Raw genomic sequence first — 22,365 nt, forward strand, 5'->3', positions numbered from 1 at the left:
GTTTTGAATGAGTATCCATGACAAATTAAAACGTGTACGTAAACCTAGAGTACACATTACCTATGATGTTGAAACTGAAGGTGCAATTGTAAAAAAAGAGCTTCCTTTTGTAGTTGGGGTAATGGGGGATTTTTCAGGTCATAATAAAGAAGTATTAAAACCTTTAAAAGACCGTCGTTTTATTCAAATCGATAGAGAAAACTTTAATGATGTTTTAAAAAAAATGAGCCCGTCTCTTAAGTTAGATGTTGATAATACTTTAACTGATGATGGTACTAAATTTAGTGTAAACCTTAACTTCAAAAGTATCGACGACTTTGAGCCAGCGGCTGTAGTAAATCAAGTTGAACCACTGCGTAACCTTATGGAGACACGCAATAAACTTCGTGACCTCATGACTAAGATTGACCGCTCAGAAGAACTAGAAAATGTTTTAGAAGAAGTGTTAAGTAACACAGCGAGTCTAGATTCAATTGCAAAAGAGCTAAAGTTAGAGGAGTCTGAAAAATGAGCACCGAAACACTAGCACAAGAATTAGACACAGCAGCAACGACAGAATCGGCGTCGTTATTAACCCAAGCGATTGGCGCAACGAAACAAACCGATGCAAGTCGTGCTGAAGAGCTACTTCGAACTTTAACTGAAGAAGCTTTAAAAGGCACTGTTCAATGGAATAAAAACATGACGGTGACTTTCAATGAAGCTATTCAACTGATCGATCAAAAAATTTCGAAACAGCTTAGTGTTATCATGCACAATGAAGACTTTCAAAAATTAGAAGGTTCATGGCGTGGTCTTAATCATTTGGTGATGAATTCAGATACAGGCTCAACATTAAAAATCCGTGTACTAAATATGAAGAAGAAAGAGCTTCATAAAGATTTAAGTAAAGCGGTTGAGTTTGATCAAAGCCAAACATTCAAAAAAATCTATGAGTCAGAATTTGGTACACCAGGCGGTGAACCTTACGGCACTATTGTTGGTGATTTTGAGTTTACTAATCACCCAGAAGATGTTGAAACACTCAGCTTAATGTCAAATGTTGCTGCTGCTGGTTTCTGTCCGTTCATTTCGGCATCATCACCTTCACTCTTTGGTTTTGATAGTTGGGAAGAGCTCACTAAACCAAGAGATCTTGAAAAAGTATTTGAATCTCTTGAATACACTAAATGGCGCTCATTTAGAGACAGCGATGATTCACGCTTTGTTTCACTCACGATGCCAAGATTTTTATCTCGTTTACCTTACGGTGCAGCATCTAAACCTGTTGAAGAATTCAACTATGAAGAGTTTGAAGTTGATGAGCTTGCCGGTCGCTCTGTAAGTACTGATAACGGTGATTATTGCTGGAGTAATGCTGCCTATGCGATGGCGACGAACATGACAAAAGCATTCTCTCAATATGGTTTTTGTACTGCTATTCGTGGTGCTGAAGGCGGCGGTAAAGTAGAAGGTTTACCAACCCATATATTCACTAGTGATGATGGTGATCCTGATCTTAAGTGCCCAACAGAGATTGGTATTACTGATCGACGTGAAGCAGAGTTAAGTAAGCTTGGTTTCTTACCACTGTGTCATTATAAAAATACAGATTACGCTGTGTTCTTTGGTGGACAATCGTGCCAAAAGCCGCAAGTTTACTCAACGCCTGATGCAACTGCCAATGCTGCTATTTCAGCACGCTTGCCTTACCTTATGGCTACTTCTCGCTTTGCTCATTATTTAAAAGTAATGGCACGTGATAAAATTGGTAGCTTTATGGAAGCTGAAGACGTTGAATCTTGGTTAAATCGTTGGATCTTATCTTACGTAAATGCAACAGAGGGTGGTGGTCAAGATATCAGAGCTCGTTATCCTTTAGCTGATGCAAAAGTTTCAGTTAAAGAAATTCCTGGTCAGCCTGGTGCTTATAATGCTGTTGCGTGGTTAAGACCATGGTTACAAATGGAAGAGTTAACGTCATCACTTAGATTGGTTGCCAAAATCCCTGAGATTGGTTAACCCTTCCTGCATTAAGGATGATGCAAAATGAATTGTGAAGAGTTTTCATTCATAGGAGCTGACGCTGTATTTTCTCATAATACAGCGTCTGATATCTTCGAAAATAGTGCTTTATTGGAACGCTTTCTAAATGAGAAAGAGACATTTAAAGCACTGTTATTATGGCTTGAAGGCTCTTCTGATTCGCCACTGCAGTGGGATAAAGAGTCAATCAGTTCATATTTGCAACTGACCATTGTTAAAATAGACTCGCTTATTTCAAAGCAATTAGATCAGATTTTACACCACCCAAAGTTACAACAATTAGAAGCTAGCTGGCGCAATTTGTGGTGGTTAACTTTACAAACAGAACTCAGTGATAAAGAAAAAAAAGTAAAGTTACGCCTGTTAGATTGTGATTGGAATACATTATCGAGAGATGTTAATAAGGCTATCGATTTCGATCAAAGTAGCCTCTTTCAATTAATTTATCAAAATGAGTTCGACCGCCCAGGTGGAGAGCCTTTTGGTGTATTGATTGGTGATTACGAAATTACCAACGGGAATGCACCGGGTACAATTTACAACGATATAGACACCTTAAAAGAAATTTCGAAAGTAGCCGCAGCCTCCTTTTCGCCATTTATTACTGCTGTGTCAGCAAGCTTATTTGGTACAAACAGTTTTACTGATCTTGGCTACCAATTCGATTTATATAATCAATTTGAACAGGTCGAATATACCAAGTGGCGTAGCTTTAGAGCCATGGAAGATGCGCGTTTTGTTGGTCTTGTATTGCCGCATGTTTTAGTCAGAGCACCCTATAAAAACGACGGTACCCGTCACTTAGACTTTTTATATACAGAAAAAATAACAGCACCAGAAACAGATATGTTATGGGGAAACGCCGCGTACCAATTTGTGTCGACTTTAGTGCGTGCTTATGCTGAAAGTGGTTGGTTTGGTCAAATTAGAGGGATTGAGCCAGGTAAAATATCTAAAGGTATCGTTACCGGGTTGACGAAAAATTACTTTTCAACCGATGTATATAGAAAAGAAGCTAAGCCACCAATAGATTTGATTGTGACCAGTAAATTAGAAAAGCAATTTTCTGAACTTGGGTTTATACCAGCCTCATCCGTGACTAATACTGAGCATCTGGTTTTTTATAGTAACGCTTCGGCTCAGCAAGCCAAGCACTACGATAGTGAAGCATCGACAGTAAATGCCCGCTTATCGTCTATGCTGCAATATATTTTATGTGTGTCACGTTTTGCTCACTATTTAAAGCTGCTAGCGCGTGATCGGGTTGGTTCTTATAGTACAGCTCAAGCTTGTGAACAAGGCTTGCAAGCATGGGTTAATAACTACACGACAGCATCGGATTCTGCCTCAGAGCAAATAAGAAGTAAGTATCCTTTGGCAAATGCGAAAGTGAAAGTGACCGAAAATAAATCGAAGCCAGGCCACTACTTTTCTGTCTTACAACTACAACCTCATTTTCAGCTTGATCAAATGGTATCAAGTATCAAATTAGTGACTGAACTAAGTCCTCATCATCAAATAAAGGAATAAAAATGAAAAAGATCCATGAGTGTATCCGCAATGGAAAATTAGCAGATGCATTAGAGTACTGCGCACAAAAACTAAAAGATGATCCACTGAATTTTGATATCCGCAGCGCTTATACGGAATTGTTGTGTGTTAATGGTGAACTTGAAAAAGCGGATAAACAATTAGATTTTATGGTGACTAAATCACCTGAGTTAGCAGTTGGTGCTGTTAATTTAAGACACTTAATCAGGGCCGAGCAAGCACGACAAGATTTTTATGAAGGTAAAGCGGCTCCAAAGCTATTTCATGAAGCAGATGAACTCGATGAGATATTTCTACAGATGCATATTGCTTTACGTGAAGAAAATTTAAAAGAAGCGACAGAAAAAGCAGCCAAAGTTGAGTCTTTCAGAACTAATTCAGCAAATGAGCAACTTACTGCAATCAGAGATATTGATGATTCATTAAACCCATTTCTGGAAATTTTGGGGACCAACGGTGAGTTTTATTTAGCTCGCTTTGATGAAATCGAAAAATTTGAAGTTCAACCAATAGAGTCAATCGTTGAGCAAATTTGGCTACGTGTTGAGGTTACTATCAAAGATGGGCCTGTAGGTACAGCTCACATCCCAGTTGTTTACCCACACTCAAAGAGTGAAATAGAAAAACTAGGCCAAGTGACTGAATGGCAAGAATTAAGTGAAGAAATGTACTTAGGACGTGGAATGAAAATGCTGTTTATAAATGATGAAGCAGTCTTATTGTCTGAACTTGGTTCTTTCATCAATTGAGTGTGAAATTTTCATGATTGCAAGCAAACAGCCGCTCAAAGCATCAATTTTAGATCGTTTGATTGATGACGAGCCAGATGTACAGGACTCGCCACAGCGAACGGATGGTATCAGCTTATCACTTTTAAAAAGTTACGTAAGACGAGATATCGAGGCGTTACTAAATGCTCGGATCCAGTGGCATACATGGCCAAGTCAATACAGTGAGCTTGCAACATCGTGTTTATCATACGGATTGCCTGATTTTTCGAGCATGGTTGTAAGTTCGCATGAGGGGCGAGCAGCGTTATGTGAAAAAGTTCGAGATGCGATTTTACGATTTGAGCCTAGGTTTATTGAAGTTGAAGTGTTAGTTGATGAAGAACTCCCCCTTAACCGAGTATTAAACCTAAGAATTAATGCCTTGTTATATGCCGATCCAGAGCCTGAATATATCAGTTTTAACTCTGAAGTTGAGCCAGTTAGTTTAGGTATGAAAATCTATGAGTCTTCACTATGAATGATGAATTATTAAAATATTACAATCGTGAATTAGCGTATGTGCGCCACCTTGGGAAAGACTTTGCAGAAAAATACCCAAAAGTGGCAGGCAGGTTAAAACTTACAGACGAAGTGATAGAAGATCCTCATGTTTCAAGGTTAGTCGAATCATTTGCATTTTTAACTGCCAACATTAGGCAAAAACTTGATGATAGCTTTCCTGAGTTAACGGATGCGCTTTTAGGCCAGCTCTATCCAGACTACCAAGCGCCTATCCCTTCATTATCAATTGTAAAGTTAGAGTCAGAAAACCTATCAACGACAGGAGTCATTATTCCTCGCGGGAGTGAGCTTGAAACCAATGTAGAAGGAATGAAACAGTGTAAATTTCAAAGCTGTTTTGATACCAATTTGTGGCCCGTAGAGATAACAGCTGCTCAGTTTGATAACAGTCCTTTTATTGCGCCTAAACCAAAGTTTAATGAACCTGCTAAAGCGATATTTAAGTTACAACTGACAGGTGAGTATGATGGCGTTTCATTACATGAAACAGAGCTAAATGATCTAAAAATTTATATTCATGGACAATGGCATTATGCGCTCAAAGTATACGAACTATTGTTTAAACATTGCATCGGAATAGCAGTAGATAATGGCGATGAGGGAGTGCATTACCTCTCGAAAACTCATTTAAAATCAGTTGGATTTGAGGAGCATGAAGCTGTTGTTCCTTACTCAATGCGTTCTTCATCAGCATATAGGCTATTAGTCGAAAACTTTATTTTCCCTGAAAAGTTCAAGTTCTTTGAGTTACAAAATATTCGCTCGGTACTCCCTCGCAATGCCAGTACAACAACACTTTATTTTTATTTAGATGTTGAGTCTAGCGAGTTGGAGAAGCAAGTAGATAAAGACATGTTCTTGATGGGCTGCACGCCAATCATAAATTTATATGAACAAGAACTTGAACCGATCCGCCCAGAGCTAAGCGAATATGAGTATAAGCTCGCACCACGCTATATCGACTCTGAAATATCTGAAGTTATTAGCCTTGAAGAGGTGGTTGCATTTGACCACAAGGGGAATAAACAGATAGTGACGCCTTTTTATGCGCAAACACACCCTAAATATCAAGAGCATAAAGATCTCTATTGGCATACTCGACGAGAAACAGCACTTTGGGCTGGTGGCTATGCTGAGGCGGGAACCGAAACCTATTTATCATTAGTAAATGGTGGCTTCGAAAATAGTGCGCAAGCTCTCAGTGAGGGAAATACGGTGGTAACAGCACGCGCTCAATGCAGTAATCGTAATCTACCAGCTAGTTTACCTTTTGGTGATGATGAACTTGGTTTTACATTGCCAAAGCGTGGCGATGTAATAAAAAAAATCAGGTGTTTAGTTGCACCAACTCATGCGGTAAGACCTGTGCTTGGCAGTAATACTCGCTGGCAATTGATCAATCATCTGACTCTTGATTCATTTAGTGGTGAGCAAAGTGCAGAGAAATTAAAAGAAACATTGAGGCTATATGATTTTAAAGCAACACCCCAATCAAAAGGGATGATAGATAACATCTATAGCGTCAAAATTGAACCTGCAACCGCGCGTGTCGTGCAAAACGGTCGAGTCGCTTTTGCAGCAGGAACTGACATTGAAATTACATTTGCAAATGATGATTACGCTGGTAGTGGGGTGTTCTTTTTTGCTTCAGTTCTTGATTGTTTCTTCTCGCAATTTGCATCAATTAATAGCTTTACACGCTTAAGTCTAAAGTTAAAAGAACAAGATCGAGTTTATCATCAGTGGCCAGCTAGAGTAGGTTCCGGAGTGCTACTATGATTGCACAATTGCTCGAGAACGCGACAGAAATAGATTTTTACAAAGCCGTGTTTGTGATCGAGTCTCAGTTGTCGAGTGCGGCCCAGCAATATCGTAAAGTTGGCTATGATTGTCAGCCAAAACTAGAGCTGATTAAGTTTAGTTCAACACAAAAGTTTGGCTTTGCGGGTAATGCAATTACTAATTTAAAGCCCGCTAAAAACGTTGAAGGAATTACCCAATTTGATATGGAAGTATCATTTATGGGAATGACTGGCTGTTCAGGAGCATTGCCACATTTTTATAGTGAACTGGTGATGCAACGATTGCGCTATAAAGACAGTACAATGAGAGATTTCTACGATATGTTTAATCATCGTTTGATTTCGTTGTACTACCGAGCTTGGAAAAAGTATAAACCCGCGCTTAACTTTGCTAATAGTAATCAAGATAACCACACAAAAATTTTGGCACTTCTGAGTGGGGGGAATGCCCCTCATCAGCTTTATTTCAGTGGTCTTTTCAGTCGAAAGACGCGAAATATGGCAGATTTGCGCAATATTTTAACTTTCTATTTAGACTGTGATGTCAGCATAAACCAATTTGTAGGCCAGTGGCAGCCGCTAAAACAATCTGAGCAAACACGCATAAATAGTGGAGGGTTTGCAGGCCAGCATGCAAGGCTTGGTATTGATGCAATAGCAGGTAAGCAAATCTGGGATATCTCGACAAAGATCGAAGTTATTATCGAGCCCAAAGATGAGCACCAAACAGCCCGTCTTCTACCAAAGCAAGATCTTTGGAATTTAGCCCATCAAATTGTGGGTGATTTTGTTGGTAATCAAATCCAGCATTCACTGATAGTAAAAGCAAACTTTTATAAGCTTGGTGCAAAGCAATTATTAAAAGAACAATGTCAATTAGGCTGTAATAGTTTTCTGCTATCTGAAAACGCAGCTCAAAATGGCAAAGTCTCTGAACTTTCGTTCAAAGGATAAATAAATACAAGGAAATATTATGTCTACAATGACGCTAAATACACTCGTAGAAAAACTAAGCCCAGAGTGCAAAAAGAGTCTTGAACAGGCTGTTGCAATTTGTAATAGCCGAAGCCACTTTACTGTTGAATTAGAGCATTGGTTACTAGCGATGCTTGAGCAACAACTTGATGACTTTAGAGTTATTTTGAGCGCTTACGATATTGATAGAGACTCGTTAAAAAATGATTTAAATAAGTCTTTAGAAATGCACAAAACGGGTTGTAATTCATCACCGAGCTTATCGATGCATGTTACCAGTTTGCTTAAGCAAACGTGGCTTAGTACGAGCATTGATTTTACAGATACACAAATTCGTAGTGCTTACTTAATTTACACGCTGGTAAAAGATGACACCTTAGCAAGTTTAGTGAGTCGTTGTAGTAAAGAGTTTAATAAGATAGAAGCAGGGCAATTGTTGCATGCTTGGCCTGAATTGGTCGCTAAGTCACAGGAGCAAAGCTCTGTGGCAAAGAGCCAAGCTGAAAAATCGGTATCTAAAAGTTCTAAAACGCCTAGTTTAGATCAATTTACAGTTGATTTAACAGCCCAGGCAAAAGCAGGAAAAATAGATCCAATTTTGGGGCGTGATTTTGAAATTAGACAAATGGTCGATATTCTTACTCGACGTAGACAAAACAACCCAATTCTAACTGGTGAGGCAGGAGTTGGTAAAACCGCTGTTGTTGAAGGATTAGCGCTAAGAATTGCTCAAGGCAGTGTTCCAGATGTTTTAAAAAATGTAAAAATTCACACCCTAGATCTCGCTTTATTACAGGCCGGCGCTGGTATGAAAGGTGAATTCGAAAATAGGCTAAAGTCTTTAATATCGGAAATTAAAAACACCCCAACTCCGGTTATTTTATTTATCGATGAAGCACACACAATGATCGGTAGTGGTGGTCAAGCCGGTCAAAATGATGCTGCAAACCTATTAAAACCGGCGCTAGCGCGCGGCGAACTCAGAACAATTGCAGCCACTACATGGGCTGAATATAAGAAGTTCTTTGAAAAAGACGCTGCACTCGCTCGTCGATTCCAAGTCGTTAAAGTGGAAGAGCCTACACCAGAAAAAGCAATTGCGATGTTACGTGGTTTAGTGCCTGTTATGGAAAAACATCATAATGTGTTCATTTCCGAGCAAGCACTAGAAAGCGCAGTACATTTATCACACCGCTACATCACCGGCAGACAACTTCCTGATAAAGCGGTGGGTTTACTTGATACAGCCTGCGCTCGCGTTGCAATGAGCCAAGCATCAACTCCTAATTCTATCGAAACTCTTGAAAATGAACGCTCAGAAATAGAGTCGCAAATCAATATGTTAACTCGTGAGCAACGCACAGGGTTAAATCACAGTGAGGTGCTTGAGAGTTTAACAAATAAGTGCCAGCAAATTACAAAGCAGCTTTCACCATTGAAGTCGCAATTCGAAAATGAAATGTCACTTATTAAAGATGTAAAAGAAGTCATCACAGGCCTGAATGATGAAACAGAACAGCCAAGTGCAGAAATTGAAAAGCTTCAACAATGCAAAGAAAGCTTGGCCAAATATGATTCTAACATGGTGCATTGGCAGGTTGATGATGAGTTAATTGCGCAAGTTATTTCTGACTGGACTGGTATCCCTGTTGGCAAGATGCATGAAGATGATGTGAAGAGTGTTCTTAATTTAGCAAGCACAATGAAAGAGCGTGTTGTTGGCCAAGATCATGCGTTGGAGTTAATTGCAAAAGTTGTACAGACATCTAAAGCGCAATTAGCTGACGAAAGCCGCCCGAATGGAATTTTTATGCTAGCGGGTCCTAGTGGTGTTGGTAAAACGGAGACGGCACTTGCATTAGCGAATGAAGTGTATGGCAGTGAAGAAAACATCACAATCATCAACATGTCAGAATACAAAGAAGAGCATAAAGTATCGTTACTACTTGGATCACCTCCTGGTTATGTAGGCTATGGCGAGGGTGGCGTATTAACAGAGGCGATCAGACGTAAGCCATACAGTGTTATTTTGCTAGATGAAATTGAAAAAGCGCACCCAGGCGTACATGACATCTTTTACCAAGTGTTTGACAAAGGCACAATTAAAGATGGAGAAGGTAGAGATATCGACTTCAAAAACACGATTATCATCATGACCTCGAATGTGGGTACTGATACAACAATGAGCTTATTTGAAGACGAAGAAACAGCGCCAAGCGTTCAGGGTCTGCAAAAGGCTATTCAAAGTGATTTACTGGAAGTATTTAAAGCTGCATTCCTTGGTCGCATTAATGTGATTCCTTATTTGCCACTTAATAAAGAAACTCTTGCGGAAATTGCAAAACTTCAATTAAGTAAAATAAAAGATAGAGTTAACAAAAATTACAAATCTGATTTTTTATATTCAGATTTTGTTGTAGATTATATAGTTAACAATTGTAATGACTCTGGTTCGGGTGCAAGGAATATTCATGCATTATTGCAAAATAATGTCCTGCCGTTATTATCTGAATCTTTACTTGAAAGCCTTGTTACTGGTAGTAAAATCAATAGTATATTATTAGATTTAAATGATGATTCATTTATTGTTAATATAAATTAATATATTTAAATTAGTTTCTTGTTTCTTTTTTGGAGTCGGATTATAATTTGTCCGTCTTCATTAGTTGATGGAACATTGAGACATTGTCTTCGTCTAGGGAAAGGATATTGAAGACCTTTTCGTTGCGCAGTTAGAGATAATGATTTCAAAGGAATTTTGGGAAACCAAAAGTAAATGATCCAATGTAATGGATATTATTTATAAATTAAAAGGAGCATTATCAAATGCAATCAAATACATATTTAAAATACGGTTCAATTAAAGGCGAAACTACTGCTGAGTCTTTTAAAGATTTAATCACAGTTTTATCATTAGATTGGAACGTTAGCCGTGAAATTTCAGCACACACTGGTACAGCAATGGACCGTGAATCTAGCTCAACTCGCTTAGGTGATGTAACTATCACTAAACTTCAAGATAAAGCGTCTCCAGACCTTTTCAAAGAAGCGACAATTGGTAAAGGCCTACCGGCTGTTTTCCACATCACTAAGCAAGGTGATAAAGTTGAAGAAATCATGAAAATCGAACTTACAGATGCAATGATTTCTAGCTACTCTGTATCTGTTCAAAATGACCGTCCAGTTGAAACAATCACTATCAGCTACACAGAAATGATGATGACTGTTACTCCTACTGACGACAAAAATAACATCACTGCACCACTTGTTTATGGTTACAGCGGTGTTAAAGGTCAGCAAATGTAATTTTTTGCAGTACCTAATAGCTCTGAGTTTTGCTCAGAGCTTTTTTGATCTTTAGGAATAGGAAGCATGGAATGCAAAAAGCAACACAAGATAACAATGTAATTCAGATTAACACCCCTGCAGGTAAAGATACGCTTTACTTAACTCGGCTGGTGGTGCAAGAGTCTATGTCTGATTTGTTTGTGATGTCAGTGAATATGTTCACTATAGGCACACAAATAGCGCATGAAGATCTGGTGGGAAAACCTGTTTCTATTAAAGTAAAAAATTCCGATAGCGCAGGTGAGCGTTATTTTCATGGTATAGTTAGTCAATTAGTATCTAATGGTAGTCGCACTGCTGATATTGATGAACAAAAAAATTATATAGATTACCACGCCACTATTGTGCCTTTCGCAGCATCAATGCGAAACCGAAAAAACAGTCGGATCTTTCAAAAGAAAACAATAAAAGACATTTTCGCCGATTTGTTTGGTCAACACAGTGTCGCTTTTAAAGATAATACAACTAAAACGTATCCCAAGTACGAGTATTGTGTTCAGTACCAAGAGTCAGATTTTGACTTTATTCAACGCTTATTTCAGCAAGAAGGTATTTTTTATTTTTTCGAGCATAGTAACAGTGCACATACCCTAGTGCTCGCAGATGATATAACGGCCTACGAAGAGTGCGCAGAAGCAAAAGTTGTGTTTACGTCAGGTCATCTCAGTGAGTCACACATTAATAAATGGCAAGGTGGTTTAAGTATTGCGCCTGGCAGCTACAAGCGTATTGGCTATGATTTTAAACAACCACCAAGATACCCTGATGGCGATCACAAAAAAGCAGATTTACCGACTCAGTCAGTCGCTGAAATTTTTGAATACACAGCCGAAGCCGAAACCCATCCAAGAGCTGCAGGTTTAGCAGCCGTACAGCTAGAATCATTACAGCGTAATATGAAGTTAAGTAGCGGTAGAAGTGATTGTCGCTCTTTCTCTGTGGGTAAATTATTTAGCTTTAAAAAGCATGAAGACCCGCGCCTAGAAGGTAAAACGTTTGCTATCACATCTTTACTAACGTCTATTACGGTGCCAAATCAATCGGGTGCTCAGCAATCTGGTGCACAAGAAGTATTTACCAACCACTTTGAATGTGTGCCAAAAGATGTGCCATATCGTGCAGCGCACAGCATGCGAAAGCCTGTTATTCATGGTGTGCAAACAGCCATAGTGACGGGCGACAGCGCAGATGAAATTATGGTTGACCAATACGGGCGTGTGAAAGTGCAGTTTGATTGGGACCGAGAAGGTAAAAAAGACTCGCAAAGTTCATGCTGGATCAGGGTTGCGCAAAATTGGGCAGGTAAAAAATGGGGCGCATTTTTCTTTCCTCGTGTAGGGCAAGAGGTGTTAGTCGACTTTATTAATGGCGATCCTGATCAGCCAATCATTAGCGGTGCAGTATACAACGCTGATTTAATGCCTCCTTATGCATTGCCTGCAGATAAAACACAAAGCGGTATCAAAACACGCTCAACAAAAGAGGGTGGAGCAGATAATTTTAATGAACTTCGTTTTGAAGATAAAAAAGGCAGTGAACTTGTTTACATGCAAGCTGAAAAAGATAAGCAGCTGTATGTAAAAAATGATCAAAAAGAAAAAATTGATAATGATCGTTTTCTTGAAGTTGGCAACAACGATGATGCAAAAGTAAAAGTGAATCGCACGGTTGATATTGGTGAAAATGACACGCTGAAAGTGGGTAAATCACTCAATATCGAAGCGGGGAAAGAAATTGTTATTAAGACCGGTTCGGCAAAAATTACTATGAGTAGTAGCGGTAATATTTCTATAGAAGGCACAAATATCAATATTAAAGGCAGTAACGTGAAGGTTGATGGAAGTGCAATAACCCTTTCTGCTGGCATGATAAAGTTGAACTAGCATGGAATTACATAATACGTTTCAATCAGGTTTCGTTCATGGTGCAGCAAGCAATGGCTTTACCGTTTATTGCCGTTATGGCTTACCTCATTTGGTATGTCTTTGTGTAAACCGCCCTGATGATCCGTTTTTGAACTTGCCAATAGATTATTTTAAGGGCCTAGATGGTTATTTTGCTGAGCAATTTTTTATAAACCTTCACCCTGTACTCAATAGTAGCAATGTGTTGTCGCATATTTACCAATACGCTACACAAACAAGCTCAATAATAAATGATCTTTCGTACGACGAAATAGCGCAGGAGTTAGCAAAACTCGTGTGCACAAATAAGTTACAAGTTATTCCTTTAAACGAATAGCCAAAAACAAGGAAGGCATTATGGGAAAACCCGCTTCAACGTTAGGGCATATGCATGTTTGTCCAAAAGTAACAGGTACAGTTCCTCATGTTGGAGGGCCAATTGTAGTGGGTTCGGCTAATGTGTTGATTGGTAATATGCCTGCCGCAAGAAAAGGCGACATGCTTGTATGTGTTGGCCCGCCAGATAGCATTAATAGTGGTTCGGGTACAGTCAAAATAAACGGAAAACCCGCTGCTCGAATGGGAGATAGTACCTCACATGGCGGCAAAATTGTTTTAGGTAACCCGACTGTTTTAATTGGTGGATAAGGTGTTATCACTCATTTTAAATGAGCATAAAGCAGCTCTTTCAAATCTAAATATGATGCAGCAAAGTGCTTTTTATAGCGTTGGGTTTATTGACCAAGTTCGTCAGCAATTAGTTTTAAAAGTTCAAGCTTATCAAGGTGCTAGTATTTTACAGTTTGAAATTGTGCAACGCATTTTTGAAGAACTTGAGACGTTAAAACAACAAAAAATTTTATTGGATGACATTGCTGAAGCGTGCTTGGTTGCGCTGCTATTAATGTCGAACTCTCAAAAGCAGAGGTTATTGGGGTTATTAAACCGACATGAGTTTACGCTTTTAAAAAATAAGCTTTTGGAGAAAAGCTTAACAATAAGTGGGTCCGCCAATAGCGACTTTTTGAATTGGGCAAATGTGTACGGTAATTCAGATACAAAGGCGATTATTTATAAAGCAATAAAACGTGCTGTAAAACAACTCCCAGATATGCCTGAAATGCAAGAAACAGTAAACGCATTTGAAAAGGCTGCGATGATTAATTCACCGTTAATGTCTGTGTACCTATTATTGCTAGACCCACAAAGGATGAATTTTGTTTGCAACTATGTGAGCCAGCAGTTTACTCGAGAGCAAGCTATTGCGGTGCTATTGCAAACTGGGGCAACAAAATATGTCCCCATGGCTGTTGCACTGTTGACCGAAGTGAGGTCGGCCAAGAATCTTGTTGCTGGTATTAAACGCTGCTTAGGTAGTCAGCTCGATGAATTAGTTGCATTTGATACTCAAGTTCAGGCTGGCGATTGTAAGCAAGCCGCTGTTGATTTTCAGCGCCAATTTGCATTGAGTTGGCCAGAGCAAAAGATCAACTTTAATGATCAAACTCTGGTTTATGGCTTTGCGATGAATAGGCCTGTCAGTGTAGCAAGCCTGCAAGGTGTTGATTTTTTTAGTTGGCAGGTGATTACAATTTTAAATGCGCTTAAATATGACTGTCAAAATAGTCAAGCGAGTTAGCATTGAGTGCATTTAAAATTTCAATACAGCAGTTTGATACACCTTATGAAGTAGCCCCAGAAGTATTAGTACTAGAGGGGAGCTCAGGTCATGAGCAAGTGCAAAACTGGCATTCATTTGATGCCTTTATTTATGACTGTATTGTAAAAGCAAAGTCAGTATTGAAAGAGTCAGACGTGCAGCAACCGTTAATTTGGTTATTACCGGCACTGCCTTTTCAAACTGATCATAAAACACTATTTATAAACAGCCTTCAACAGCGTTATGGCATTGCTGTCGAACAGATGATTTTTGAAGGCGCAAACGCTATACACAGTGCGATTGCATTAGCTAAAGAGCAAAATTTTAGTGTTTTTCATGTGATTGCAATTGATGGTGTGTTTAAAGCCTCAAAGCATAACGGCTTTGAATATTTAGGGATAGCGGCTTGTAAGGCATATGTTGAATTTACTCAGGTAGGTTGGGCGTTGCAATCTACGAGCATGTGTTCTTCTGTGGATATAGCAAAGCATCAGCCTATACATGCAGAGCTTGAACGTATTTTATCGCTAAATGAACAAAAAATAGATTTAGTGTTTGCCCCAGGTAATGGCCTAGAAAGTGATGATTGGGTAAGTTATTTACCTGTTTTAAGTAAAAAAATTAATGAACAAACGTTGTTCCAACTTCCTAATTATAAATTAGGCAAAATGGGAGCAATAGAAGGGGTTGTAAACCTCGCAAGCCTGACAAATAGCTCACTTTATGCTGAGCGTTTTGGGCAGGCGTTAATAATTTCGCAAGAGTACAACAAGTACCAAGCCGTCGCGTCATACTTATGGATAAGTAAGGAAATGTGCAACTAATGGATAGTAAAGCAGTTGTGTTACAGGGAACACGTTATCCCATCTGCCTCGTGTTAGCTAAACAGCCAGCCCCCAGTGGTTTTATTGCTGTCGCAACGAATACGCCGGATAGTGCCTACAAATTTGTAGCAGAGGTTGGCGCGGTATTAAGTGGCGATGCTGCTAAACGATTAGATCTTATTCAATTGTTAAATGTTGCTGGTATTAATTGTCCAAGGCAAGCAACAGCGCGCGAAACTGCATCGGCTTTGATAAAAGCCTTAACCTCAGGTGTCATTACGTGCTACCAGCAGCAAGTAAAAAGCACCATTCAAGTCAGTGATAATACTCGCTCATCGCAAAGTAGCAGTTCAGCGTCTTCGGCTGTGCCAAGTAATGCCAAAAAAGCAACACAAGCTCCTGCTAGCAATAAGGGCAGTGCCAGTAACACAACCGCAAGTGAAACGCCTATAACAGAACAAGAATGCCGTTCAGACCCGGTTTCGATGCTAACAGGCGAAGAAATTCTTCCTTTAACTGACTTCTCATTAGCCGCAAATAGGCCTTTAACGTGGCGTCGGTTATATCGTTCGTCTCACTGTAATCAAAAAACAATACTGGGTAATGGCTGGCGTCACGATTATTTAGTGCAATTAACCGAGCATTACCTACCACCGCCGAAAGTGGGCCCAAAGAAAAAGGGCACCTACTGGCTCGAGTATCACGACGAACATGGTGCGACTCATAAGTTTGAAAAAGTGAAGCCGGGGCAATCGAGTTATCAGCTAAGTAGTAACTTGGTGCTTCATTATAAAGAAAATGGCAAGCAAGTATTAGTAACACCAGATGATAAACACCTGACGTTTATGCCGGGTGCATCAGCATGGTTGCTCGAAAAAATCATCAATGAAAAAGGTCAAAGCACCCGTTTTTATTATGATTCGATGGAGCGTTTACAACGTATTGAAGTAAACAAAGTACGCGGCTGTGTACTGAAATATAATAAGCACGGTTTGCTCAAAACGGTGCACGCTTATCGTACTAATGAACAAGGGAAATTAGTTCTTTTAGATCAGCCGTTAGCCAGTTATGAGTATGATGAACAGTCAAACTTAGTGGCGGCAACAAACCAATTTGCTGAACAAGAGCGTTATGAGTATAACGCTGCAAATTTACTAATAAAGCGAACTAGAGCAAGCGGTTTTAGTCATCACTTTGAGTGGGACTCATATGGTTATGATGCCAAATGTATTAAACAGTGGGGTGATGACAATACCTATTGCTACCAGTTCGAGTATCAAGGCAATAAAACAACCAGTATAGATTCACGCGGCAACCAAGAGCACTTTGTTCACAATGAGCAAGGTAAGCTGATTGAGCACACTGATGCCAATGGTAATATCACACGCTATGATTACAATTCGCTTGGACAAAAAGTAGCGCAAACTGATGCTCTAGGCTATCAAACGCTTTATACCTATACTGAATACGGCCAACTTGAATCAGTCACCCAAGCTGATGGTAACCGCACTCAATTTGGCTATAACCAACTTGGTCAACAAGTCGTTGTTATTTTGCCAAATGGCGAGAAGATTAAACGCCAATACAGTGCCTCAGGGTTATTACAAAGTGAAACCCAAGCAGATGGGCGAATAGCACTTTACAGTTACGACAAACAAGGTAATTTGACCCAGCATGTCACGCCAAATGGTCATGTATTAAAATACACATGGAATGAACAAGGTGAGCTACTTGCAAAGCAGCATAATGATGAGCTCATTCGTTACAGCTACGATAACCTCGGTCGTGTAAACGCAACCATTAACCAAGCCGGTCTGCTTACTCAATATAAATATAATGAGCAAGGGCAACTAGTTGAAACAACCGCGTTTGAGCAAAGTAACCCTGATAACAAACAACAGCAGCTTTTTACTTATGATGATGCTGGTCGATTAGTTCGTTCGCAAAACGGTAATGGTGATACCACAGAGCAGCACTTTGAGGGGCTAAGCCAACCTCACTGCGTGATCCAGCCAGATGGCAGTGCACTGCATTTAACGTATGATAAAGAGCGAAATTTAACCGCAATCGAGCGTAGTGACGGCCATATTTATCGCATCAATTACGATGCAAATGAAAACCCAACACAAATCACGGGTTTTGATGGTACTGAGCAGCAATTTAAGTACGACGCATGTAATCGTTTAGTGGCTGTCACGCAAAGCGACAAACGCCATGTAAATATTAAGCGTGATAAGCTAGGCCGCGTTATTTCGCAGCACGCAAGTCTAGCCACAAATAAACACATAGTTAATAACGCTAACCATTACAGTTATACTCTAGAGGGTAAAATAGCGCGTGCTCATAATGAGCAATCAACGATTAAACAGTCGTTTGATAAAGGCGGACGGCTACTCAGTGTTGAGCAAATCCACAACCAGTCTCAAACCCATAAACTCGCATACAGCTACGATGACTATGGCAGACGAGAGTCTCTTACCTTGCCAGACTCAACAATCCTTTATTATAACTACAATAGTTTTGGTCAGTTAAGTGCTATACAGGTAAAGCGAGCGGAAGGTGAGTTAGCAAAACTCGTCGAGCTTGGCTACGACAGCCAAAATAATATCAAAACTCAACGTTTCGCTAATAAGGTTACCCTTAATCAGACGTTTGATGTTTTTGGGCGTTTAACGCAGCAGCAACTATCGCATCCAGAGCACACATTATTTGATAGCTGTGATTATCAATATGATGCGGTTAATCAACTTATTGCACGTGAAGAACAAGGCATTAGCTGCCAAAATACACAGTTTGAATACAATAGCCTTGGCCAATTAATTCAGCAAAATCTAGCTGATGCAAAGTCGGATACACAAGCGCCAGAAACCGCTAAGCAATTTCAGTGGGACAGTTTTGGTAACCCGATTAGCCAAACTCAAGCGCAGCATGATGAAGCAGTCAATAAACAAGAAGCTAATGATGCTGTTACATATAGCCAAGTCGATGCCGACAGGTTAACCCATTTTGGCGATAGCGATTTTGAATACGATGACTGTGGTAACCAAGTTCGTGAAACGGGCAAAGGTATAAAAACGCACCGTGAATACAATGCGTTCAACCAATTAAGCAGCTTTAACAACAACGGTACACTAACACATTACGACTATGACCCACTGGGTCGCCGTATCGCTAAGCAGACTGAGCATGGCAAGATTGATTATATTTGGGATAACGACCAGCTAATAGGTGAATACCAGCACGGCGAGTATACCTGGTACATCAACTTACCGAATCAATTTCACCCGGTCGCACTGATTAAACAAGGTGAGCTGTATTACTACCACCTAGACCAACTAAACACCCCACGTTTTGTTACAAACAACAATGCAGAAGTTGTATGGCAAAACCACGCCGATGTGTACGGCTATGAAGAGCCAGTAGCTGATACTGACTTTAATAAAGAAAACAGCTTCACTCAGCCAATACGTTTCCAAGGGCAATATTCTGATGATGAAAGCGGCCTACACTACAACCGCTACCGTTATTACAGCCCTAAGCAACAACGCTTTATAAACCAAGACCCGATAGGCTTAGTAGGCGGCATAAACCACTACCAATACGCGCCAAATCCAGTTAATTGGGTTGATCCCTATGGGTTGATGTGTAAGGAAGGTGAAAGAAGTTTAAAAATAAGCTTAGATAGAGCTTTCAATAAAGGTGTGATTAGTAGGGAGTTACAAAGGAATCTATTTGAAGCTGCGCAAATTGGTTTCATCACTCCGAAAGAGATTAAACAAGAGCTTATATCTGGAAATCCAGCTTCATTACTTGTATTCGAAGCTAAAGACAAATCAGAGCCACTAGTTTCTCAATCTGTAATAAAAGAAAGTAATAAAACTCCGCCCTCTGTGGATGAGCTAATTATGTCAGATTTAAACATCGGCAATAGTTTAAATGGTTTAGAAGGTGAAGATTTCAAAAATCATGTCCTTATGAATTACTACTTACACCCAGGTTTAGATGTACTATCGCGCGAAGAATTTTTGTCAATCTCTGTATATACAACAAACTTATATGAACCAATTAATAATGGTTTAAGAGGCTTTTCTTCCGATAATAAAAAGAAATGGTCTAGGGTTGTTGAAAATGCTAATAAAGGCTTAGAAAAACTAGCTGAAAACCCAGAGTTTAGATATGAAGGTGAGGTTGTGCGGGGAGATAAGTTTAGTGATGATTTATTAGATGAGTTATTTCCCATTGGCGGAATACATCATGAAAAGGGTTTTAAAAGTACCAGCTTTAATCCAGATAAAAGTTTTCCCGGTAATACAAAGATTACAATTAAATCAAAAAATGGTGTTAAAGTAGCTGACACAGCTTCAGTAGCTCCACATGAAGAAGAGGTTTTATTTAAATCGGGAACTAAATTTAAAGTTATCAGCCGTGAAAAAGTTAATGGTAAAAATTTTATAGAGTTGGAAGAGGTTTAAAATATGAGCGAAAAAAAATACTATAATGATTCTGGTGAGTTAATTACCTCTTCTGCAATAATTCGTATGTTAGAAATGGAAAATAAAATTCCTGACAATCTGCGTTTTCCCCCAATGACAAATAAGTTTAGTAATTCTAGAGAGCCTATTAAAACACAGTGGATGTCATCATATCTTGTTTACCGAACAGCGGTGCCCAAACCTACTGATGAACAGTGCAAAGAATATTATAAGAGAATTCAAGTAGATTGTGATGATGATATTAATCGTTTTCGAGGTGCTCTGCTTGGTTGTGCTGTTGGGGACGCTTTAGGAACGACGCTTGAATTTCAAGCTCCGGGAACATTTGAGCCGATTAATGGCATTATTGGAGGTGGGCCGTTCAATCTTAAAGCAGGGGAGTGGACTGATGATACAAGTATGATGTATTGCTTAGCTCATAGCCTTGTTCGCACTAAAGTTTTTGATCCAAAAGATCAAATGGATTTGTATTCTAAATGGTGGAAAGATGGTGTTTTTAGTGTTAATGGAAAATGTTTCGATATTGGAAATACCGTAATTCATGCACTGAAAAATTATGAGCGAACAGGTGATCCTATAGCGGGTGACAAAGATCCTAATTCAGCCGGAAATGGTTCGTTGATGCGTTTAGCACCAATACCGATTCGTTACTATTACAGCTTCGAAGACTCAATTAAATATGCCGCTTTAAGTTCTAAAACAACTCATGGTGCAGAAGAAGCAGTCGATGCGTGCCGATATTTTAGTGGTTTGCTATGGGGAGCACTTCATGGTGAATCTAAAGAAAATTTACTAGATGGAGTTTACTCACCTATCGAGGGTTATTGGGAGAAGAACCCACTTTGTCAATCTGTAACTGACTTAATAATAAATGCTGAGTATAAAACTAAAAAAGCTTCGCAAATACGTGCTAGTGGCTATGTAATGCATACTTTAGAAGCTGTTTTATGGGCTTTTTATCATTCTGATACATTTGAGGACGGTGCTTTGCTGGCTGTCAATTTAGGTGAAGATGCTGATACTACTGGGGCTGTATATGGGCAACTTGCTGGTGCTTATTATGGAGAGCGTGTGATTAATTACGAGTGGGTTAAAAAGATTAGAGAGTTACATGTCTTTTATTTAAAAGCTATGGAACTTAAAGAGCTAATTAAGTCAGAGCTAACTAATTAAAAGTATTTGTTTTTTACTTTTTCTTGTACCGACGCTTTAGATAATGATGACAAAACGTATGTCAGCCTTGATGTTATTGAGATGAATGTAGAAAGGGTCAATGACAATTTGTTTCGTTGGCTTAAATTTCATCCTGATAGCGAGTTCCCTTGTTTAAGACTAGAGATTTTAGAAGCAGGTAGTAATGCGCTTATCAAACGAAAGAATATATGTAACGTGTATGATGAAGCGTTAAAAGTGACACATGATTTTAAAAAGTTAACATTTTTAGATATCTACAATTTGAATGTTAATTCACAAACTCTGACATTTGACTTAGAACTCTCTTTGTTGAGTCAGAATGTAGTTAATATGAATTGTTCAATTAAGATTGAAAATACAGATTTTTCTCCACTTGAGTGTCACCGTTTAGAGGTGGGGGAATAGCCAGGGCTGGATTGATGCTAGCTGTAATAAACACAACTAAGTCACTCGAAAGGAGTGATTGAACAAATTTATTGTTTGATAACAAAGAGCTCTCTGAAGAGCTTTAATTAATGAAACTGCTTAGAAATTAGCTTTGCCAGCAATATTGCATTGATGCTATTCGCATTTAATGTAATTAAAAGTGAAAAATACCAAAACTTAGTTCAATATCAGTTTGATTTTTTTAAGGATATAAAAGAGGCTCGAGTAGCAATTGAGCAAGAAGTGTTACGCAATAGAAATCAGAATCGAAAGTAATACCATATAATTTTCAGGGATAAAGCATCTTAGCTTGAAACTGATAATACCGAGAAGGTAACAAATTCTTTCAGTCATAAGTTAAAGGGAGATTTAAGTGTATGTTTGGCTTAATAAAAAAATACGATGTTCATATGTGCTCTGAGGTTAAGGGTTGTATTTTGAATCATGGAGAGCCGGTAAATGGAGCAAGAATACGTCGTGAGTTAACTTATGCTCACTCAGTTGTCGAAGTTGATGAAACGGTAACAGATGCTAATGGCCATTTTTCAATGCCCGAAATATTAATAACGTCAAAAAAGCCTGGTGATATGTTTGTTCACGATGTTGTATTACAACGCATTACAATTTTAAGTAATGAAGAAACGTATGTTTTATGGAACACAAAACAACTTGGTATTGAACCATTCAAAGAGATAGAAGAAAAATTACTTACCCTGAATGGTGATTTAAGTTCACAAGAAGTGCGATTCACTTTTCCCAATAAGAAAAACCCGAGTTTGGAATTCGATGGGTTAAGTATTTGCAGATGGGAAAATGATTTTGAAGTTTTTGAACTTGAGGATGATGGAACACAATTTTTTAGTAGTTAACT

General features: G+C 39.0%; 18 protein-coding genes. All 18 read left to right on the top strand.

What is annotated here, in order from left to right; all coding sequences use genetic code 11:
* Window positions 1–7: 7 nt before the first annotated feature.
* The 18 genes from tssB (at window position 8) to E5N72_RS20110 (ending at window position 22,363) form a co-directional block, all read left to right on the top strand.
* Window positions 8–511 (top strand): type VI secretion system contractile sheath small subunit, encoded by a 504-nt coding sequence (tssB, locus tag E5N72_RS20025; protein WP_135926847.1) that lies wholly within the window; start codon window positions 8–10, stop codon window positions 509–511.
* Window positions 508–2,001 (top strand): type VI secretion system contractile sheath large subunit, encoded by a 1,494-nt coding sequence (tssC, locus tag E5N72_RS20030; protein WP_135926848.1) that lies wholly within the window; start codon window positions 508–510, stop codon window positions 1,999–2,001. Before tssB ends, tssC (E5N72_RS20030) begins: the two co-directional genes overlap by 4 nt.
* 27 nt (window positions 2,002–2,028) lie before the next feature.
* The gene (gene tssC, locus E5N72_RS20035) at window positions 2,029–3,555 is read left to right on the top strand and encodes a type VI secretion system contractile sheath large subunit (protein WP_135926849.1); all 1,527 of its coding nucleotides are present in this window, start codon (window positions 2,029–2,031) and stop codon (window positions 3,553–3,555) included.
* A gap of 2 nt (window positions 3,556–3,557) precedes the next feature.
* Complete coding sequence (locus E5N72_RS20040) at window positions 3,558–4,325, top strand: type VI secretion system accessory protein TagJ (protein ID WP_135926850.1); 768 nt, start codon at window positions 3,558–3,560, stop codon at window positions 4,323–4,325.
* Between the two features lie 13 nt (window positions 4,326–4,338).
* Window positions 4,339–4,824, top strand: coding sequence for a type VI secretion system baseplate subunit TssE (gene tssE / locus E5N72_RS20045; protein WP_135926851.1), 486 nt, complete (start codon window positions 4,339–4,341; stop codon window positions 4,822–4,824).
* Complete coding sequence (gene tssF / locus E5N72_RS20050; RefSeq protein ID WP_135926852.1) at window positions 4,821–6,647, top strand: type VI secretion system baseplate subunit TssF; 1,827 nt, start codon at window positions 4,821–4,823, stop codon at window positions 6,645–6,647. The genes tssE and tssF overlap by 4 nt, the downstream gene beginning before the upstream one ends.
* Window positions 6,644–7,624: a type VI secretion system baseplate subunit TssG gene (tssG, locus tag E5N72_RS20055; RefSeq protein ID WP_135926853.1), complete on the top strand. Its 981-nt coding sequence runs from the start codon at window positions 6,644–6,646 to the stop codon at window positions 7,622–7,624. Before tssF ends, tssG begins: the two co-directional genes overlap by 4 nt.
* A gap of 19 nt (window positions 7,625–7,643) precedes the next feature.
* Window positions 7,644–10,247 carry a type VI secretion system ATPase TssH gene (tssH, locus tag E5N72_RS20060; protein ID WP_135926854.1) on the top strand — a complete coding sequence of 868 codons (2,604 nt, stop codon included), beginning with the start codon at window positions 7,644–7,646 and terminating at the stop codon, window positions 10,245–10,247.
* A gap of 224 nt (window positions 10,248–10,471) precedes the next feature.
* A complete protein-coding gene (locus tag E5N72_RS20065; RefSeq protein WP_105181734.1) occupies window positions 10,472–10,951 on the top strand; it encodes a type VI secretion system tube protein Hcp in 480 nt (159 codons plus the stop codon).
* A gap of 71 nt (window positions 10,952–11,022) precedes the next feature.
* Window positions 11,023–12,876, top strand: a complete 1,854-nt coding sequence (gene tssI, locus E5N72_RS20070) for a type VI secretion system tip protein TssI/VgrG (protein ID WP_135926855.1) — start codon at window positions 11,023–11,025, stop codon at window positions 12,874–12,876.
* Window position 12,877: 1 nt separating this feature from the next.
* Window positions 12,878–13,234: a hypothetical protein gene (locus E5N72_RS20075; RefSeq protein WP_135926856.1), complete on the top strand. Its 357-nt coding sequence runs from the start codon at window positions 12,878–12,880 to the stop codon at window positions 13,232–13,234.
* A gap of 20 nt (window positions 13,235–13,254) precedes the next feature.
* Window positions 13,255–13,545 carry a PAAR domain-containing protein gene (locus E5N72_RS20080; RefSeq protein ID WP_135926857.1) on the top strand — a complete coding sequence of 97 codons (291 nt, stop codon included), beginning with the start codon at window positions 13,255–13,257 and terminating at the stop codon, window positions 13,543–13,545.
* 1 nt (window position 13,546) lies between these two features.
* Window positions 13,547–14,536, top strand: coding sequence for a hypothetical protein (locus tag E5N72_RS20085; protein ID WP_135926858.1), 990 nt, complete (start codon window positions 13,547–13,549; stop codon window positions 14,534–14,536).
* 2 nt (window positions 14,537–14,538) lie between these two features.
* Complete coding sequence (locus E5N72_RS20090; RefSeq protein WP_135926859.1) at window positions 14,539–15,381, top strand: hypothetical protein; 843 nt, start codon at window positions 14,539–14,541, stop codon at window positions 15,379–15,381.
* On the top strand, window positions 15,381–19,853 hold the full coding sequence (locus E5N72_RS20095; RefSeq protein WP_168246767.1) for an RHS repeat-associated core domain-containing protein: 4,473 nt from the start codon (window positions 15,381–15,383) through the stop codon (window positions 19,851–19,853). The genes E5N72_RS20090 and E5N72_RS20095 overlap by 1 nt, the downstream gene beginning before the upstream one ends.
* A gap of 3 nt (window positions 19,854–19,856) precedes the next feature.
* Entirely contained in the window at window positions 19,857–21,047 is a 1,191-nt protein-coding gene (locus E5N72_RS20100; RefSeq protein ID WP_240704569.1) for an ADP-ribosylglycohydrolase family protein, read from the top strand.
* Between the two features lie 81 nt (window positions 21,048–21,128).
* Window positions 21,129–21,473, top strand: a complete 345-nt coding sequence (locus E5N72_RS20105; protein ID WP_135926860.1) for a hypothetical protein — start codon at window positions 21,129–21,131, stop codon at window positions 21,471–21,473.
* Window positions 21,474–21,871: 398 nt separating this feature from the next.
* Window positions 21,872–22,363 (top strand): DUF6795 domain-containing protein, encoded by a 492-nt coding sequence (locus E5N72_RS20110; protein WP_135926861.1) that lies wholly within the window; start codon window positions 21,872–21,874, stop codon window positions 22,361–22,363.
* Window positions 22,364–22,365 lie beyond the last annotated feature (2 nt).

The organism is Pseudoalteromonas sp. MEBiC 03607 (assembly GCF_004792295.1).
In the GTDB taxonomy this organism is placed as follows: Bacteria; Pseudomonadota; Gammaproteobacteria; order Enterobacterales; family Alteromonadaceae; genus Pseudoalteromonas; species Pseudoalteromonas lipolytica_C.